The 14,231-nt window shown below is 70.7% G+C and carries 15 protein-coding genes; 2 read left to right on the top strand and 13 right to left on the bottom strand.

Features of this window, described 5'->3' with window-relative positions:
* Position 1 precedes the first annotated feature (1 nt).
* Complete coding sequence (locus OG975_RS29880) at positions 2-844, bottom strand: hypothetical protein (protein ID WP_406332471.1); 843 nt, start codon at positions 842-844, stop codon at positions 2-4.
* An 84-nt stretch (positions 845-928) separates the two neighbouring features.
* Positions 929-1,579, bottom strand: coding sequence for a TetR/AcrR family transcriptional regulator C-terminal domain-containing protein (locus OG975_RS29875; protein WP_406332470.1), 651 nt, complete (start codon positions 1,577-1,579; stop codon positions 929-931).
* Positions 1,580-1,651: 72 nt separating this feature from the next.
* Between OG975_RS29875 and OG975_RS29870 the strand changes: the two genes are divergently transcribed.
* A complete protein-coding gene (locus OG975_RS29870) occupies positions 1,652-3,118 on the top strand; it encodes an FAD-dependent oxidoreductase (protein WP_406332469.1) in 1,467 nt (488 codons plus the stop codon).
* Here the strand turns inward: OG975_RS29870 and leuE are convergent.
* The 3 genes from leuE to OG975_RS29855 form a co-directional block, all read right to left on the bottom strand.
* Positions 3,115-3,768, bottom strand: a complete 654-nt coding sequence (leuE, locus tag OG975_RS29865; RefSeq protein WP_406332468.1) for a leucine efflux protein LeuE — start codon at positions 3,766-3,768, stop codon at positions 3,115-3,117. The two genes, OG975_RS29870 and leuE, sit on opposite strands and share 4 nt — an antisense overlap.
* Before the next feature lie 42 nt (positions 3,769-3,810).
* A complete protein-coding gene (locus OG975_RS29860; RefSeq protein WP_406336527.1) occupies positions 3,811-4,383 on the bottom strand; it encodes a Uma2 family endonuclease in 573 nt (190 codons plus the stop codon).
* A gap of 98 nt (positions 4,384-4,481) precedes the next feature.
* The gene (locus OG975_RS29855; protein ID WP_406332467.1) at positions 4,482-6,062 is read right to left on the bottom strand and encodes a methylmalonyl-CoA mutase; all 1,581 of its coding nucleotides are present in this window, start codon (positions 6,060-6,062) and stop codon (positions 4,482-4,484) included.
* Positions 6,063-6,322: 260 nt separating this feature from the next.
* Here OG975_RS29855 and OG975_RS29850 point away from each other — a divergent pair, with 260 nt between their 5' ends.
* The gene (locus tag OG975_RS29850) at positions 6,323-7,126 is read left to right on the top strand and encodes a L,D-transpeptidase family protein (RefSeq protein WP_406332466.1); all 804 of its coding nucleotides are present in this window, start codon (positions 6,323-6,325) and stop codon (positions 7,124-7,126) included.
* Between the two features lie 282 nt (positions 7,127-7,408).
* On the opposite strand, the gene OG975_RS29845 is transcribed toward OG975_RS29850, so the two are convergent.
* From OG975_RS29845 to OG975_RS29810, 8 genes are all read right to left on the bottom strand, one after another.
* Positions 7,409-8,506 carry a hypothetical protein gene (locus OG975_RS29845; RefSeq protein ID WP_406332465.1) on the bottom strand — a complete coding sequence of 366 codons (1,098 nt, stop codon included), beginning with the start codon at positions 8,504-8,506 and terminating at the stop codon, positions 7,409-7,411.
* Positions 8,506-9,168, bottom strand: coding sequence for an RNA polymerase sigma factor (locus OG975_RS29840; RefSeq protein ID WP_406332464.1), 663 nt, complete (start codon positions 9,166-9,168; stop codon positions 8,506-8,508). Before OG975_RS29840 ends, OG975_RS29845 begins: the two co-directional genes overlap by 1 nt.
* Positions 9,169-9,589: 421 nt before the next feature.
* Entirely contained in the window at positions 9,590-10,333 is a 744-nt protein-coding gene (locus OG975_RS29835; RefSeq protein ID WP_406332463.1) for a hypothetical protein, read from the bottom strand.
* A gap of 54 nt (positions 10,334-10,387) precedes the next feature.
* The gene (locus tag OG975_RS29830) at positions 10,388-11,005 is read right to left on the bottom strand and encodes an RNA polymerase sigma factor (protein ID WP_330306868.1); all 618 of its coding nucleotides are present in this window, start codon (positions 11,003-11,005) and stop codon (positions 10,388-10,390) included.
* 131 nt (positions 11,006-11,136) lie between these two features.
* Positions 11,137-11,574 carry a hypothetical protein gene (locus OG975_RS29825; protein WP_406332462.1) on the bottom strand — a complete coding sequence of 146 codons (438 nt, stop codon included), beginning with the start codon at positions 11,572-11,574 and terminating at the stop codon, positions 11,137-11,139.
* A gap of 241 nt (positions 11,575-11,815) precedes the next feature.
* Positions 11,816-12,088 carry a hypothetical protein gene (locus OG975_RS29820; RefSeq protein WP_406332461.1) on the bottom strand — a complete coding sequence of 91 codons (273 nt, stop codon included), beginning with the start codon at positions 12,086-12,088 and terminating at the stop codon, positions 11,816-11,818.
* A gap of 93 nt (positions 12,089-12,181) precedes the next feature.
* On the bottom strand, positions 12,182-13,654 hold the full coding sequence (locus tag OG975_RS29815; RefSeq protein WP_406332460.1) for a DHA2 family efflux MFS transporter permease subunit: 1,473 nt from the start codon (positions 13,652-13,654) through the stop codon (positions 12,182-12,184).
* 101 nt (positions 13,655-13,755) lie between these two features.
* Positions 13,756-14,136: a hypothetical protein gene (locus tag OG975_RS29810; protein ID WP_327431164.1), complete on the bottom strand. Its 381-nt coding sequence runs from the start codon at positions 14,134-14,136 to the stop codon at positions 13,756-13,758.
* Positions 14,137-14,231 lie beyond the last annotated feature (95 nt).

Raw genomic sequence — 14,231 nt, 5'->3', positions numbered from 1 at the left:
CTCAGAGGGCGGTGTTGAGACAGACCCTGTTCAGGAAGTGCGCCTGCGCGCAATCGCGGAACTTCTTGGCATCGCTCTCTGGGTCCTCCTTTGTCACCGAGTCGGTGAGCAGTTTCACCACATCGCCGATGACCCCTATGCCGAGCGTGTAGCCGAAGGCCTTGACTGCTCCTCGCCCCACCTTTGCGGCGCAGCCTTCCTTGTACTTGAGGCATGTCTCCAGCGCCGTGACCGCGCCTGCCACGGGACTGCACAGCGTGGCGACGACGATGCGGCCGAGGTCCAAGCCGCCTTCGACGGAGGCGAGTCGGGGACTCTTGCGCGAGGCGACCAGCTCGACCGAGGACTTGCGGTAGCCGTCACTCGGGCACACGACAGGGCGGTATTCCGCCCTCGGGCGCGACTCCATGCCGGCCTTCAGCTGGATCGCCAAGTGCTTGGTGCTCTTCCCCTGCCGGGTCAGCCGCGTCCACGTGCCCAGGGCCCACTCCTTGTCGACGTAGCCCGGGCAGACGAAGTCGACGGACGACTTCTTCTCCGCCTTGTCCGGCAGGAAGACCGTCTTCACGCGTGGCATGTACGTGATCTCGCGTGGCATCGTGATGTCGAGCCCGTATGCCTTGGTCACGACCTCACCGGACTTGTCGGTCGCCACATCGATGAGGCTCTTCGCCGGCTTCCGCAGGGAGGACTTCTTCGGCGGCGGCCATCCCTCGAGCGGGCCGGTCCGCACAAGCGAGGACCAGTCGAAGCCGTGGAGACTCTGTTCCGTCCGCAGCGTCAGCTCCCCATTCCGGGGCGGCTTCGGCTCGCCCGAACCCTCGATCCTCCGCAGATGTTCCATGTGGGACTCCCCTGTGCCGGTTGCGCGCCATCTTCAGACTGCTGGAGCCGCGGCGCTCCACGCCAGTGGCGGGGAGCCCCGGGTCTAGGAAATCCCGTACCGCCTCTCGATGCCCGCCACTACAAGCAGCAGGCCCTCCTCGAACCCCTCGTCGTACCCCTGGAAGATCTCGGCGCCCGCGGCCGCGGTGAGGGGGAACTCGGCCATGCGTGCGGCGCGTTCGTCGACGTCGTAGCCGTCCCGGCGCTCGCCCGGGAGTGGCTCGACGCCTTGTTCCTCGGTGACGAAGCCCAGCGTGTACATGAAGGCGGTCGTGGTCGCGCGGACCGCCTGGGTGAGGGTGAAGCCAGCCTCCGTGAAGAGGCGCAGGGTCCGCTCCATCTCGACGGCGTGCAGGGTGCCGGTGAAGCGTGAGCCGCTGAAGACCTTGGCGCCGTCGCGGTAGCTCAGCAGCGCGGTGCGCAGTCCGCGGCCGGACGTCAGGAGCCGTTCCTGCCAGGTGGTGTCGAGGGCGGGCTCCCCGTCCGCGACCATCCGCCGGTACATCTCCGTCGCCATCTCGTCGAGCAGCGCCTGCTTGTCCTTGAAGTGCCAGTACAGAGCCGGTGCCTTGACGTCCAGCTCCTTGGCGATGGCGCGCAGGGTCAGACCCTCCAGGCCGACCTCGTTCAGCAGCTTCAGGGCGGTGTCCGCGACCCGTTTGCGGTCGAGGGGCGCTCGTCGTTCCGTACTCACACTTGACAGCTTAACAGCGTTAAGGGCACGCTCATGGGCGACGGCACTTAACAGCGTTAAGGAGATTGGGCGATGACAGTGGACACGGACGTCCTGATCGTCGGCGCGGGCCCGACCGGCCTCGCCCTCGGCATCGACCTGGCCCGGCGCGGGGTGGCCGCGCTCGTCGTGGAGCGGGCCGACAGGCTCTTCCCCGGGTCGCGCGGCAAGGGGATCCAGCCGCGCACGATGGAGGTCTTCGACGACCTCGGGGTGCTGGGCGCGATCCGCGCGGCGGGCGGCGACTACCCGGTCGGGATGATCTGGCAGGACGGCGAGCGGGTCGGTGAGCACCAGATGTTCGACCCGGCCGAGGCCGGCGACGACTCGCCGTACACGCAGCCGTGGATGGTGCCGCAGTGGCGTACGCAGGAGATCCTGTTCGCGCGGCTGACGGAGCTCGGAGGGCGGGTCGAGTTCGGGCGGGAGGTCGTCGGTCTCACGCAGGACGAGGACGCTGTGACCGTGGAGTTCGCCTCCGGCGCCCCCGTCCGCGCCCGGTACGCCGTCGCCGCCGACGGGGGCCGCTCGGCGGTGCGCCGCGCGCTCGGGATCGGTATGACCGGGGAGGCCGATATGACCATGGCCCCGAACCCGATGCTGGTGGCGGACGTCCGGATCACCGGGCTCGACCGCGACAACTGGCATGTCTTCCCGCCGTCCGACGGCGAGGGCTTCCTCGCGATCTGCCCACTGGCGGGGACGGCGGACTTCCAGGTCGCGGCCCAGTTCGCGGAGGGTACGGACGTCGACCTCTCCCTCGACGGCATCCGCAAGACCGTCGCCGCCCGCTCTCACCTGTCCCCCGACGCCGTGACGGAGGTGCGCTGGGCCTCGGACTTCCGGCCGCGGGCCGCGCTGGCGGACCGCTTCCGCGCCGGGCGGGTGTTCCTCGCCGGGGACGCGGCGCACGTCCACTCCCCCGCAGGGGGCCAGGGCCTCAACACCAGCGTCCAGGATGCGTACAACCTCGGCTGGAAGCTCGGCGCGGTGCTGCGCGACGGGGCTCCCGAGTCCCTCCTCGACTCCTACGAGGAGGAGCGGCTGCCCGTCGCCGCGGACATGCTCGGCCTCTCCACCCGGGTCCACCGGGGCGAGGCCCGCCGCGGCGCGGCCACGCGGCAGCTCGGCCTCGGCTACCGGGGTTCCTCACTCGCGGTGGAGACCCGTGCGGGCCTGCCGGAGGCCGCGCTCCAGGCGGGCGATCGCACACCCGACGGCACCCACGACGGCGTACGCCTCTTCGATACGTTCCGGGGGCCGCACTGGACGCTGCTGACGGTCGGCACGGGCTCGGGCACAAGCTCGGGCGCGGACGCGGACGCGAGCCTGCCGTCGCTCTCCGCCGTCCGCACACTGCGGATTCCCTCGCGGGAGGCGTACGGAAGCGGGGTCTTCCTCGTACGACCGGACGGTTACGTCGGCTGGGCGGGCGTGACGACGGAGGGGCTGACGGAGTACGCGACGGGCGTCGGTCTCCGCCACACCCTGCCCGGCTAGGCGGCGCTCGCGAGCGTGAGCTTCACGGCGAAGCCGAGGAAGAGGGCGCCCGCGGCGGTCGTGGCCCCCGCGGAGAGGCGCTTGCGCCTGCGGAAGGCCGCCGCCAGCCTCGTACCGCTGAATATCAGCGCGGTCAGGTACAGGAAGCTCGCGAGCTGGGCGAAGGCGCCGAGGACGACGAAGGAGAGGGCCGGGTAGGCATACCCCGGGTCCACGAACTGCACGAAGAAGGCGACGAAGAACAGGATCGCCTTCGGGTTGAACAGGCTGATCACGAAGGCGCGCCGGTAGGGCCGCTCCTCGGCGGCCGCCTCGGACTCCACGGCCTCCGCGACCCGCTCCCGCCGGGTCCGCCACATCCCCCACGCGGCCCGCAGCATCCCGACCGCCAGCCACGTCAGATACCCGGCACCGGCGTACTTCACGATCCCGAACAGCACGGCGTTCGCCTGCAACAGCGAGGCGACTCCGGCCGCGGAGAGGGTCATCAGCACGGTGTCCCCGCACCAGACGCCGGCGGCGGCCGTATACCCGGCCCGCACACCCCGGCGGGCGGCGACGGACAGCACATAGAGGGAGTTCGGTCCGGGGAGCAGGACTATCAGGACGAGGCCTGCGAGATAGGTGGGGAGATCAATGACACCGAGCATGAAAGCGAGTGTCGCACGGGGGTACGACACTCCGGCTTCGGGTCAGTCGTCACCGTCGAGGAGGGTGTCCACGGAGAGGCCGAGGGTGACACCGACGGGCTTGGGGACGGGCACGGTCTGCCCTCGCTTGAAGCGCTGAGGGTCGGGGTACTTGCCGTCGGCCGGGTTCTGGTAGAGGAGCACCTCGTCGTGCTTGCGGTCAGCGACGAGGTAGACGGGGATGTTGGCCCGAGCATAGATATCGAGCTTAGTGGCCGTGTCGTTGGTCCAGTTGGATGAAGTCACTTCCAGTACCAGGCGGAAGACGTGCGGCGCGTAGCAGTTCTTCTCGACGAGAGCGTCCTTGTAGTCGGAGTCGACGACGGAGAAGTCCGGCACCGCATAGTCATCAGGCCCGGTCGGCAGCCACAAACCGATGCCTTGCACGTACCTGAGCCCTGCCTGCCTGGCCTTGACTCTCAGGAACTCCTCGATGAGCCAGGTCAACGTCTCCTGATGCGGGCCGTCCGGCGGCGGTGTCACAACAATGCTCCCGTTGAGGATCTCCACCCGGTGCCCGGGCAGCTCCTCCCAGAGCCGGTCGGCAGCTTCGGCAAGCGACGACTCATGCAGCATCACGGCCACGGCACCCTCCTTTTGGGAACACCCTCCACGAGCGTAACCGGGGACGTGCAGTTTCCGCCCTGGATCACCATTCGGACGAATCACCCAGCTCAGAACGCATCGCTCGGCACATAAGTCCCCCAAACCCCCCGCAACGCATTGCACACCTCGCCCACCGTCGCCCGGGCCCGCAGCGCGTCCTTCATCGGGTACAGGACGTTGTCCGTGCCCTCCGCCGCCTTCGTCAGGTCGGCCAGCGCGGCGTCCACCGCCGACTGGTCCCGCTCCGCGCGCAGCTTCGCGAGGCGTTCGGCCTGCTGGGCCTCGATGGCCGGGTCGACGCGGAGGGGCTCGTACGGCTCCTCCTCGTCGAGCTGGAAGCGGTTGACGCCCACGACCACCCGCTCGCCGGAGTCGGTCTCCTGGGCGATGCGGTAGGCGCTGCGCTCGATCTCGGACTTCTGGAAGCCGTGCTCGATGGCGTTGACCGCGCCGCCCAACTCCTCGACCCTGTCCATGAGTTCGACGGTCGCCGCCTCTACGTCGTCGGTCATCTTCTCGATGACATAGGAGCCCGCGAAGGGGTCCACGGTGGCGGTGACATCGGTCTCGTAGGCCAGGACCTGCTGGGTACGGAGGGCCAGGCGGGCGCTCTTGTCCGTCGGGAGCGCGATCGCCTCGTCGAAGGAGTTGGTGTGCAGGGACTGCGTGCCACCGAGCACCGCTCCCAGGCCCTGGACGGCGACGCGCACCAGGTTCACCTCGGGCTGCTGCGCCGTCAGCTGCACGCCCGCCGTCTGCGTGTGGAAGCGCAGCATCAGCGACTTGGGGTTCTTGGCGCCGAACTCGTCCTTCATCACCCGGGCCCAGATGCGGCGGGCCGCGCGGAACTTGGCGACCTCCTCCAGGATCGTCGTACGGGCGACGAAGAAGAAGGAGAGGCGGGGGGCGAAGTCGTCGACGTCCATCCCGGCCGCTACCGCCGTCCGCACGTACTCGATGCCGTCGGCGAGCGTGAACGCGATCTCCTGCGCGGGGGACGCGCCCGCCTCCGCCATGTGGTAGCCGGAGATCGAGATCGTGTTCCACTTCGGGATCTCGGTCTTGCAGTACTTGAAGATGTCCGCGATCAGACGGAGGGAGGGCTTGGGCGGGAAGATGTACGTGCCCCGCGCGATGTACTCCTTGAGTACGTCGTTCTGGATCGTGCCCGTCAGCTGGTCCGCCGGGACGCCCTGCTCCTCGCCGACCAGTTGGTACATCAGCAGGAGCAGCGCCGCGGGCGCGTTGATCGTCATCGACGTCGAGACCTTGTCCAGCGGAATCCCGCCGAACAGGATCCGCATGTCCTCGACCGAGTCGATCGCCACGCCGACCTTGCCGACCTCACCGTGCGCGATGGCGGCATCGGAGTCGTGGCCCATCTGGGTGGGCAGGTCGAAGGCGACCGACAGACCCATCGTGCCGTTGGCGATCAGCTGCTTGTAGCGGGCGTTCGACTCCACGGCCGTACCGAAGCCGGCGTACTGGCGCATCGTCCACGGACGGCCCGTGTACATCGACGGGTAGACGCCGCGGGTGAAGGGGTACGAGCCCGGCGCGCCCAGCTTCTCAGCCGGGTCCCAGCCCTCCAGGGTCTCCGGCCCGTAGACCGGCTCGATCGGCAGACCGGACTCGGATTCGCGCGCCATTGCTGTGCCTCCCACTCAAGCTACTCACCAGTAGGTTCCGACCCTCGCGACGGACTGTAGCGGCGGCCGTGTGCCGGGTGGAGTGGCCCATGCTGGGACCTTGCTCACAGACCGGTTCACGGACCTGTTCCGCGGACCTGTTCACTGTTTCGCTCTCCACCATGCCGCCTGGTTCGCAACCGGTCACGCCCGGGGAGCATCTCAGGTGACACAACGGCACAACGGGGGTCCGGATGCGTACGACAGGTACTACGGCAGGTATGAAGAGATCGCTGGCCGCCCTCGCGGTTCTCGCCGCGGTGACCGGCTGCACGGCTCAGGCCGTGGACGCCGATGGGAAGACTCCGCCGGCCGTGCGGACCGGCGGTTCGACCAGCCCCACGCCCACGACGACGGCCAAGGACAAGGGCAAGGACAACAAGCCCGCCCCCGCCAAGGTCCTGTGGTCCTCCGGCGACAAGGGCGCGGACGTCCGCGAGGTACAGGCCCGGCTGCACCAGGTCGCCTGGCTCATCACCGCGCCGACCGGGACGTACGACTCCGCGACGGCCTCCGCCGTGAAGGGCTTCCAGGGCAAGCGCGGGCTGCCGCAGACCGGCGAACTGGACGCCGTCACCTGGGAGCGGCTGAAGAAGATGACGCACAAGCCGGCCCAGTGGGAGCTGTACCCCTACGGCGGGCAGCCGGCCGCGCAGCCGGACCCGCGCTGTATGACGGGCCGCGTGCTGTGCGTCAGCAAGACGAGCCGCACGCTGCGCTGGATGATCGACGGGAAGACGGTCTCGACGATGGACGTGCGGTTCGGCTCGCAGTACACGCCGACCCGCGAAGGTGTGTTCAGCGTCTACTTCAAGTCGCGCTACCACGTGTCGACGATCTACCACACGTCCATGCCGTACGCGATGTTCTTCAGCGGCGGCCAGGCGGTCCACTTCTCCTCGGACTTCGCGGCCCGCGGCTACTACGGCGCCTCGCACGGCTGCGTCAACGTACGGGACGAGGGGAAGATCGCGGCGCTGTTCGCGCAGGTCCGCACGGGGGACAAGGTCGTCGTCTACTGGTGACGGACCCGGCGCGGGGCGGAGAAGGAGAGCGGAGCGGGAGAGTGGGGCGCGGGCGGGACCGGGGGAACGTGTCCCGCCCGCGCCAATGTGCACCGAGCCATGGGTACGGGGGGAACCCCGGCTCAGTGCGACGGCCGATGACCAGTCGGCTCACCCCTTACTGCGTCACGGCGGCCGAAAACGTCACACCCGGGCCGAAGAAAGTTCCAAGAAATACGAAACCGCAGGTCAGAGGCGTGCCAGAGAGAGGTAGGAGACAGGTCGGAGAGGTGTGTGCGCGGCTCAGTGGCCGGTGAGCAGCGCCAGTGCGCTGTACGTCGGGGACGGCGTCGGAGTCGCGACCGTCTTCCTCGGCAGCAGCGGGCTCAGGGCCGACACTGAGGGCGACGGGGTGAGGATGCCGCCGTTGCCGAGGTGGTCGTTGCCGCCCGGCAGTATGTGGTTGCCGTCGCCATCACCACCCTGGTCCCCCTGGTCCCCTTGATCGCCCTGGTCCGAGCCCTGCCCCGACCCCTGGTTGCCGCCGTTCCCGTCCCCGTTGCCGTTCTGGCCGTCGCCGGAGCCGCCTTCGGTCTGCGCCAGGATGCCGTTGCAGTACGACTTCACCCGGCTGCCGCCGCCCGCGGCGTCCTCCAGGACGCGCCGGTGGTCGGCGGCCAGGTCCTTGCCCTCGAGGACGTTGCGGCAGTACGAACGGGTCCTGGTCCACCACGCGGCCGAGCGATCCGAGTCCCCCGTCCTGCCCGAGCCCGGCTGCCCGCTCGCGGCGGTGCCACCGGATGCCCCGTCGCTCGCGGAGCCGTTGTCGGCCGGGCCGCTCGTGCTGCCGTCGGGCGTCGGGGACTGGGAGCCGTCGGTCCCGGAGGCTCCGGGCGACGGCGAGACGAGCGGTCGTTCCGGTGTCCCGGCGGCCGTGACCGAGGCAGCGGGGCCCGGCCTGTCGTTACGGAACGGAGTCGGCAGCACTCCGGTTCCGGCCGCGACGGCGACCCCGCCGATCATCCCGGCGGCCAGCGCCGCGGCGATCCCGAAGCGCGCGGGGCGACCCCAACGGGCCCGGCGGCCACCCGGCGCCGGGCGTCCGAGACGTACCAGACCGGCGTCGGAGGCATGGGCGGCGGGACGCGTCAGACCGCGCCGGCCGAGCTGCGCCTGCTCGCCGTTCCTGCCCGTGCGCGCCTTGCGGAATTCGGCCAACGCGGCGGCCTCGCCGGGGAGTTCGGTGCTGCTCAGAGCCGTTTCGGCAGCCAGTGCACCAAGGGCGTCGGCGAGTCGGTCCGCCTGGTCGCGGGTGTCGGCGTCGACGGCTTCCAGCGGCTCTCCGCGCAACAAACGCTCCGCGGCTTCGCGGTCCAGCCACCTGTACTGCTCGTCGGCCATCACATGTCCTTCTGCGTCCGCGAACGCGTATGCGTCACACCCGCGGACGTCACCGCGCGTAGGCGCGATCCTCTTTGTGGGGGAACGGCGCCGAGTGCGCCGGCGGATTCCGGATCCTCGCCGAGCAGCTCCGCGAGCCGCTTCAGACCTCGGTGCGCAGCCGTGCGGACCGCGCCGGGGCGCTTGCCGAGGGTCTCGGCCGCGGTCTTGGCGTCGAGGCCGACGACGACGCGGAGCACGACGGCCTCCGCCTGGTCCTGCGGGAGCTGGGCGATGAGCGAGAGGGTGCTGCCGGTGGCCAGCGCCTCTATCGCCTCACCCGCGGTGTCGGACTCGGCGGCCTTGCCGGTCAGTTCGGTCTCGTCGCCGCCGATCGCGGGGCGGCGCCCGCGCATCCGTATGTGGTCGAGGGCGCGGTTGCGGGCGATCCGGGCGGCCCAGCCGCGGAACCGGTCCGCGTCGCCGCTGAACCGCTCCAGGTCACGGGCGATCTGCAGCCAGGCCTCGGAGGTGACGTCCTCCGCGTCCGGGTCGCCGACCAGCGTCCGTACGTATCCGAGCAGCCGTGGGTGCACCGCGCGGTACACAGTCCGGAACGCGGTCTCGTCCCCGTCCTGTGCAGCAAGTACCGCGGCGGTCAGCTCCGCGTCGTCCCCCAGCACCCGCGCGCGCCTCTCCCTGCGCCTAAGCCGGCGCCGCTTTCGCGGACCGGGTCCTCGCCGCCGTGGTTGGTCAATCGATGGTTGCGGTCCCGAGAGACCGCAAGTGGTTGCGGTGGTCATGCATCTTCCGCACCCGGCGCGAATGGCACGTTACGACGTGAAACCGCTCCCCGTCCATGTCCGTACAACATGCAACTACCTCGTGACGGAGCGAGGTGTGACACAAAACGCAGCCGTGGCGCTGTAGAGAGTACGGGCCGCCGCGCGGCCCGTGCCGCGCGACGGCCGGGGCCTCTCCTGTGGGGGGTGGCGGCCCCGGCCGTTGCCATCGGCGAGGAAGGGCGGGCGTACGTCGGGTACGCCGACGGGCCCCGAAGGTTCCCGAAGGGCCCTCGAAACTCTCCGCGCTTCGACTTCTTCTCTACTGCTTGCCCCTGGACTTCGACGGCTTCGGCGTCGGTGACGACGGCGAGGTGGCCGCGGACGTGGCGGCCGGGCTCGGCGCGCTGTCCGCCTTCTTCGTTTTCGTGTCCGTGGGCTCGGTGTCCTCGCCCAACTGCTCGGCGCAGTACGCCGCGACGTTGTCCTCGCCGCCCGCGGCGGTGATCAGCCGCTGCCAGGCCGTCGAGTTCAGGGCACTGCCCCGGCCCTTGACGTTCTCGTACGCGCGGCAGTGGGCCGCGGTGTCCTGGGCCTGGGAGGGACGGGTGGAAGGGTCGGCCTGCGCCGGGGCGGAGGAACCGGAGACCGCGGGCCCCGTGGGCTCGACGGCGGACCGGTCTGGGGCGCTGCTGGACGGCTGGGTCCTGCTCCCGCCCCGGTCGTCCGTGTCCTCGTCGGACGACGAACCGATGGCCGCGACGGCGACCCCGCCCAGCGTCACGCTCGCCAGCAGCACGGCGAACGTGGCCTTCAGCGAGCGGCCCACCCGCCGCTGCTCGCGCGGCCGCCAGTCGTCCCGCCGCCGGGTGCGCGCGGCGTGCGCGCCGCCGTCCCGCGCGGTACGGAAGGCCGCGACGGCCTGCGCCTCGGCGTCGGCGTCGTGCGCCCCGCCGCGCATCACGGCGGCGAGCAGCACCTCCAGGGCGGGCTCTTCGCTCGCGGAACCCGACGGGCGCGCGACCCGACGGCCGGAGTTCCCGCCGTCGCTGTCTCGTTCACCCATGTCCGGTTCCCTCTCTGCCCGACGGCTTCCTGCCGTTCGACGACTTCTTGCCGCTCATCCCGACTCCCCCAGCGTCTGGGGTCCTTCATCCGTCACACCCTCGGCGCGGAGCAGCCGCGCGAGGCTCTTCAGGCCGCGGTGGGAGGCGGTGCGTACCGCGCCCGGGCGTTTGCCCAGCACCCGCGCCGCCGCCGGCCCGTCGAGGCCGACCACGACGCGGAGCAGCACGGCCTCGGCCTGGTCGCGCGGCAACCGTGAGACCAGCTCCAGGGCGTACTCCGTGGAGAGGGTCTCCAGCGCCTGGTCGTGCGTGCTGTGCGTGCCGGGCAGCTCCAGTACGTCCTGTTCGATCGCGGTCCCCCGGGGCCGTACCTTCAGCCGCCGAAGATGGTCCAGCGCCCGGTGCCGGGCGATGGTCGCGGTCCAGCCGCGGAATCCGGCGCCGTCCCCGCGGAACCGGCCCAGATCCCGCGCGATCTCCAGCCACGCGTCGGACGCCACGTCCTCCGCGTCGTCGCCGACGATTCCGCGCAGATACCCGAGCAGTCCGGGCTGCACGATCCGGTACGCGACCGCGAAGGCGGCCTCGTCCCCCTCCTGCGCCCGCGCGACGGCCACGCCCAGCTCCCCGTCGTACGCCTGCACGCGGCGGGGTTCCCCTCCCTGGCCCAACACTGTCCTCGTTCGCACCGAGTTCGCCCGAAATCAACACCGATCGACACGGTCTGCCGTGTCGCCGCCCCCGTGGTCATCAGCGTCGGGCCTCACAGAAATGTCACAGTGCATCAGATGCCCTTGCCGCCTCACGCGGACCGGCTCTCACAGGCGGGCCGCGGGGCCATTCGCCCGTGCAGTTGCAGATACAAGGTCCGTACGGACTCCAGCTCGCCCGCCTCGAAGCGCTTCACGACCTTGCCGAGCGGGTTCCACGCGCGCCCATCGGGCATCCGTACGCCGACGGGCTGGCCGAACAGCTCCCGCTGACCGGCGTCGAAATCGACCCACTGGGCCCCGGCGCGCCGCACGAGCACCTCGCCGGCGTAGGCGCCGAGCCCGAACAGCACGTGCTGGACGCTGCCGCGGTCGGGGCCTCCCTTCCGCAGGCCGTCGACGATGAAGTCGACCACCCGCAGGCTGTTCACGGAGTAGTCCAGCGGCAGCCGGTTGCGCGCGGTGGCCTGCCGCACGAACAGCTCCGCATGCCGTCGCATCCGCAGCTCGGCCGGTACCTGTTCCGCCATGAGTCCCCACCCCCCTGGTCGCCGTGCGTCCGGGGCGCGGTCACGTCCCGGTCCACCCGTCCCAGCGGACCAAGGACGTGGGACATCACATGCGGCTGGAGTGACATGTGACACGCGACGAGTTTCCCGAGTTCGTACAACCATTCGCCCAACTCAAGCGCCTCCCCACTCCTCCCAAGGGAGTTCGAATGGAAGTACGACAACGCGGCTACAGCGGCGCGCTTCCGGGCCAGTACGGGTACTACGGCACCGGCAGCGACACCGTCCTCGCCTCGCAGCAGTACGCCGGCGGGCAGGCACCGCGTTCGTCGGCCTGGCCGGGGAGTGGCTGCTCACGTCCTACCGGCCGCCGTACGGGACGACTCCGGGCCCCGGCGGACCGCTGCTGGCCACTCCGCTGGAGGGTGGCGCCCCGAGCACGCTGCTGGAGTCCACCGAGCCGCAGATCGCGCAGGTTCCGGACGGTGGGGCGGTCGTCGTGGGCGCGTCGGCCGACGGCACGTGGACCGCGCAACGCGTCACGGTGGCGCCGAGGGGGAAGCTCGCGCTTCAGGGGCAGACGCCGGCGCCGTAACCCGTACGCCGGACCCCCTTCCGGAGCCGGTGGTCAGCTCTTGCTCTCCACCGGTTCCGGCACGGCGGCCGCCCGCGCCTCCGGCACCGGCACCCGGTGCGCGTCCACCACGAGCGCGGCGATCAGCGCCGCCAGCAGCAGCGAGCCCATGGCCCACCAGGTGGCGACGTTGAAGCCGTGGACGGCGGCGCGGGAGGCGAGGGCGCGGCGGTCGGTGCCGGGCCCGGCGTGCGCGGTCGCGTAGCGGGTCGTCACGCTCGCGGCGATCGTGTTCAGCAGCGCCGTACCGATCGAACCGCCCACCTGCTGGGCGGTGTTGAAGGTGGCGGAGGCCGCGCCCGAGTCCCGCGGGGCGACGCTTCCGGTGGCCAGGGAGACGCACGTCATCATCGCGGTGCCCATGCCGAGGCCGAGCATCAGCATGCCGGGCAGGACGTGGGAGGCGTACGCGGGCCCCACGCCGACCTGCGCGATGATCGCCAGCGCGCCGGCGGCCAGCAGCAGTCCGGGGACGATCAGGGTGCGCGGCGGGACCCGGTTGAGCAGCCGGGCCGCGATCTGCGTCGAGCCGGTGATCATGCCGACGGTGATGGGGAGATAGGCGAGCCCGGTCTTCAGGGGCGAGTAGCCGAGAACGCGCTGGAAGTAGTACGTGAGGAAGAGGAAGACGCCGAACATCCCGATCGTGACGAAGAGGATGGTCAGGAACGCCCCCACGCGCTGCCGGTCCTTCACCACCGACATCGGCAGCAGCGGCACCCGTGCCCGGGTCTGCCACAGTGCGAAGAGGCCGAGCAGGACGACCCCGGCGGCGAGCAGCCCGAGGACCAGAGCGTCGCCCCAACTCCGCGACTCCGCTTCGGAGAAGCCGTACACCAGCGAGAGCATTCCGGCCGAGCCGAGCAGCGCGCCCGGCACGTCGAGGCGCGCGTCCTCGCGGCGGCCGCCGCTGTCGAGCAGCACCCACGCTCCGGCGAACGCGACGATCGCGATCGGGACGTTGACGTACAGGCACCAGCGCCAGTCCAGGTACTCGGTGAGGAGGCCGCCCGCGAGCAGCCCGATCGCCGCGCCCGCGCCGACGATCGCGCCGAACACACCGAAGGCCTTGCCGCGTTCCCTGGGATCGGTGAACGTCGTGGTGAGCAGCGCCAGGGCGGCGGGGGCGAGCAGCGCCGCGAAGACGCCCTGGAGGGCGCGGGCCCCGAACAGCATCCCGGAGCCGGTCGCCGCGCCGCCCAGCGCGGACGCGGCGGCGAAGCCCAACAGCCCGGTCATGAAGGCGAGTTTGCGCCCGGCGAGATCGCCGACCCGGCCGCCGAGCAGCAGCAGTCCGCCGAAGGCCAGCGTGTAGGCGGTGATGACCCACTGGCGGTTCCCGTCCGACATGTTCAAGTCGGTCTGGGCGGACGGCAGGGCGATGTTCACGATGGTCATGTCGAGGATGACCATCAGCTGCGCGAGCGCGATGACGACCAGCGCCCACCAACGGCGGTTCTCGGCCACGAGGCCTCCCGAGTCCGGCGATTGCCCCCATGTTCACTCCGGGGCCCACCGTTTGGGAACGGTCGCGTACCTTAAGAGCCGGTAATTTCGGCCAAGGACGGTCAGCGCATGGCCTCCCGGCACAGCAACCGCAGCGAACCGTCACCCGCGTAACAGCGGCGGGCCTCCTCCACCGGGTCCCACAGGCGTCCGTCGGGGGTGCGCAGCCAGTGCTCGCCGCCGGTTTCCCACCACTCCGCACCCGTGTGCCGCGCGACGACCTCACCGGCGTACGCGCCGAATCCGCGCAGCACGGTCCCGACGGCGTCGTACGGCGCCCCGTCCCGGCGTATCTCCTCGATCATCCGGTCGAGGCGCCACAGGCTCTGCGCCGAGTAGTCGAGGCGCAGCCGGGCGCCCTCACGCATCGTCGCGACCGCGTCCGCGGCCCAGCGCACGGGCTTGGTCGCGGCTGAGGGTCTGGTTGCTTGAGTTGCGTTCACACTCGGAAGAGCGCGCTCAGGGCGGGATTCGTCACGCGTCACAGGAGTGTTCGCGACACCGGCTCAGGACCGCCATCTCCCTCCCAGGACGCTCA

This window comes from Streptomyces sp. NBC_00203 (genome assembly GCF_045206325.1).
GTDB classification, from domain to species: Bacteria; Actinomycetota; Actinomycetes; order Streptomycetales; family Streptomycetaceae; genus Streptomyces; species Streptomyces lutosisoli.
Note: the sequence above shows the minus strand (reverse complement) of the source record. Positions and strands in the feature narration are given on the sequence as shown.

Coding starts and splice junctions, on each gene's coding strand:
- OG975_RS29870 (WP_406332469.1), top strand. CDS start 1,652: ATGACAGTGGACACGGACGTCCTGATCGTCGGCGCGGGCCCGACCGGC.
- OG975_RS29880 (WP_406332471.1), bottom strand. CDS start 844: ATGGAACATCTGCGGAGGATCGAGGGTTCGGGCGAGCCGAAGCCGCCC.
- OG975_RS29860 (WP_406336527.1), bottom strand. CDS start 4,383: ATGCTGCATGAGTCGTCGCTTGCCGAAGCTGCCGACCGGCTCTGGGAG.
- leuE (WP_406332468.1), bottom strand. CDS start 3,768: ATGCTCGGTGTCATTGATCTCCCCACCTATCTCGCAGGCCTCGTCCTG.
- OG975_RS29845 (WP_406332465.1), bottom strand. CDS start 8,506: ATGGCCGACGAGCAGTACAGGTGGCTGGACCGCGAAGCCGCGGAGCGT.
- OG975_RS29835 (WP_406332463.1), bottom strand. CDS start 10,333: ATGGGTGAACGAGACAGCGACGGCGGGAACTCCGGCCGTCGGGTCGCG.
- OG975_RS29855 (WP_406332467.1), bottom strand. CDS start 6,062: ATGGCGCGCGAATCCGAGTCCGGTCTGCCGATCGAGCCGGTCTACGGG.
- OG975_RS29825 (WP_406332462.1), bottom strand. CDS start 11,574: ATGGCGGAACAGGTACCGGCCGAGCTGCGGATGCGACGGCATGCGGAG.
- OG975_RS29850 (WP_406332466.1), top strand. CDS start 6,323: ATGAAGAGATCGCTGGCCGCCCTCGCGGTTCTCGCCGCGGTGACCGGC.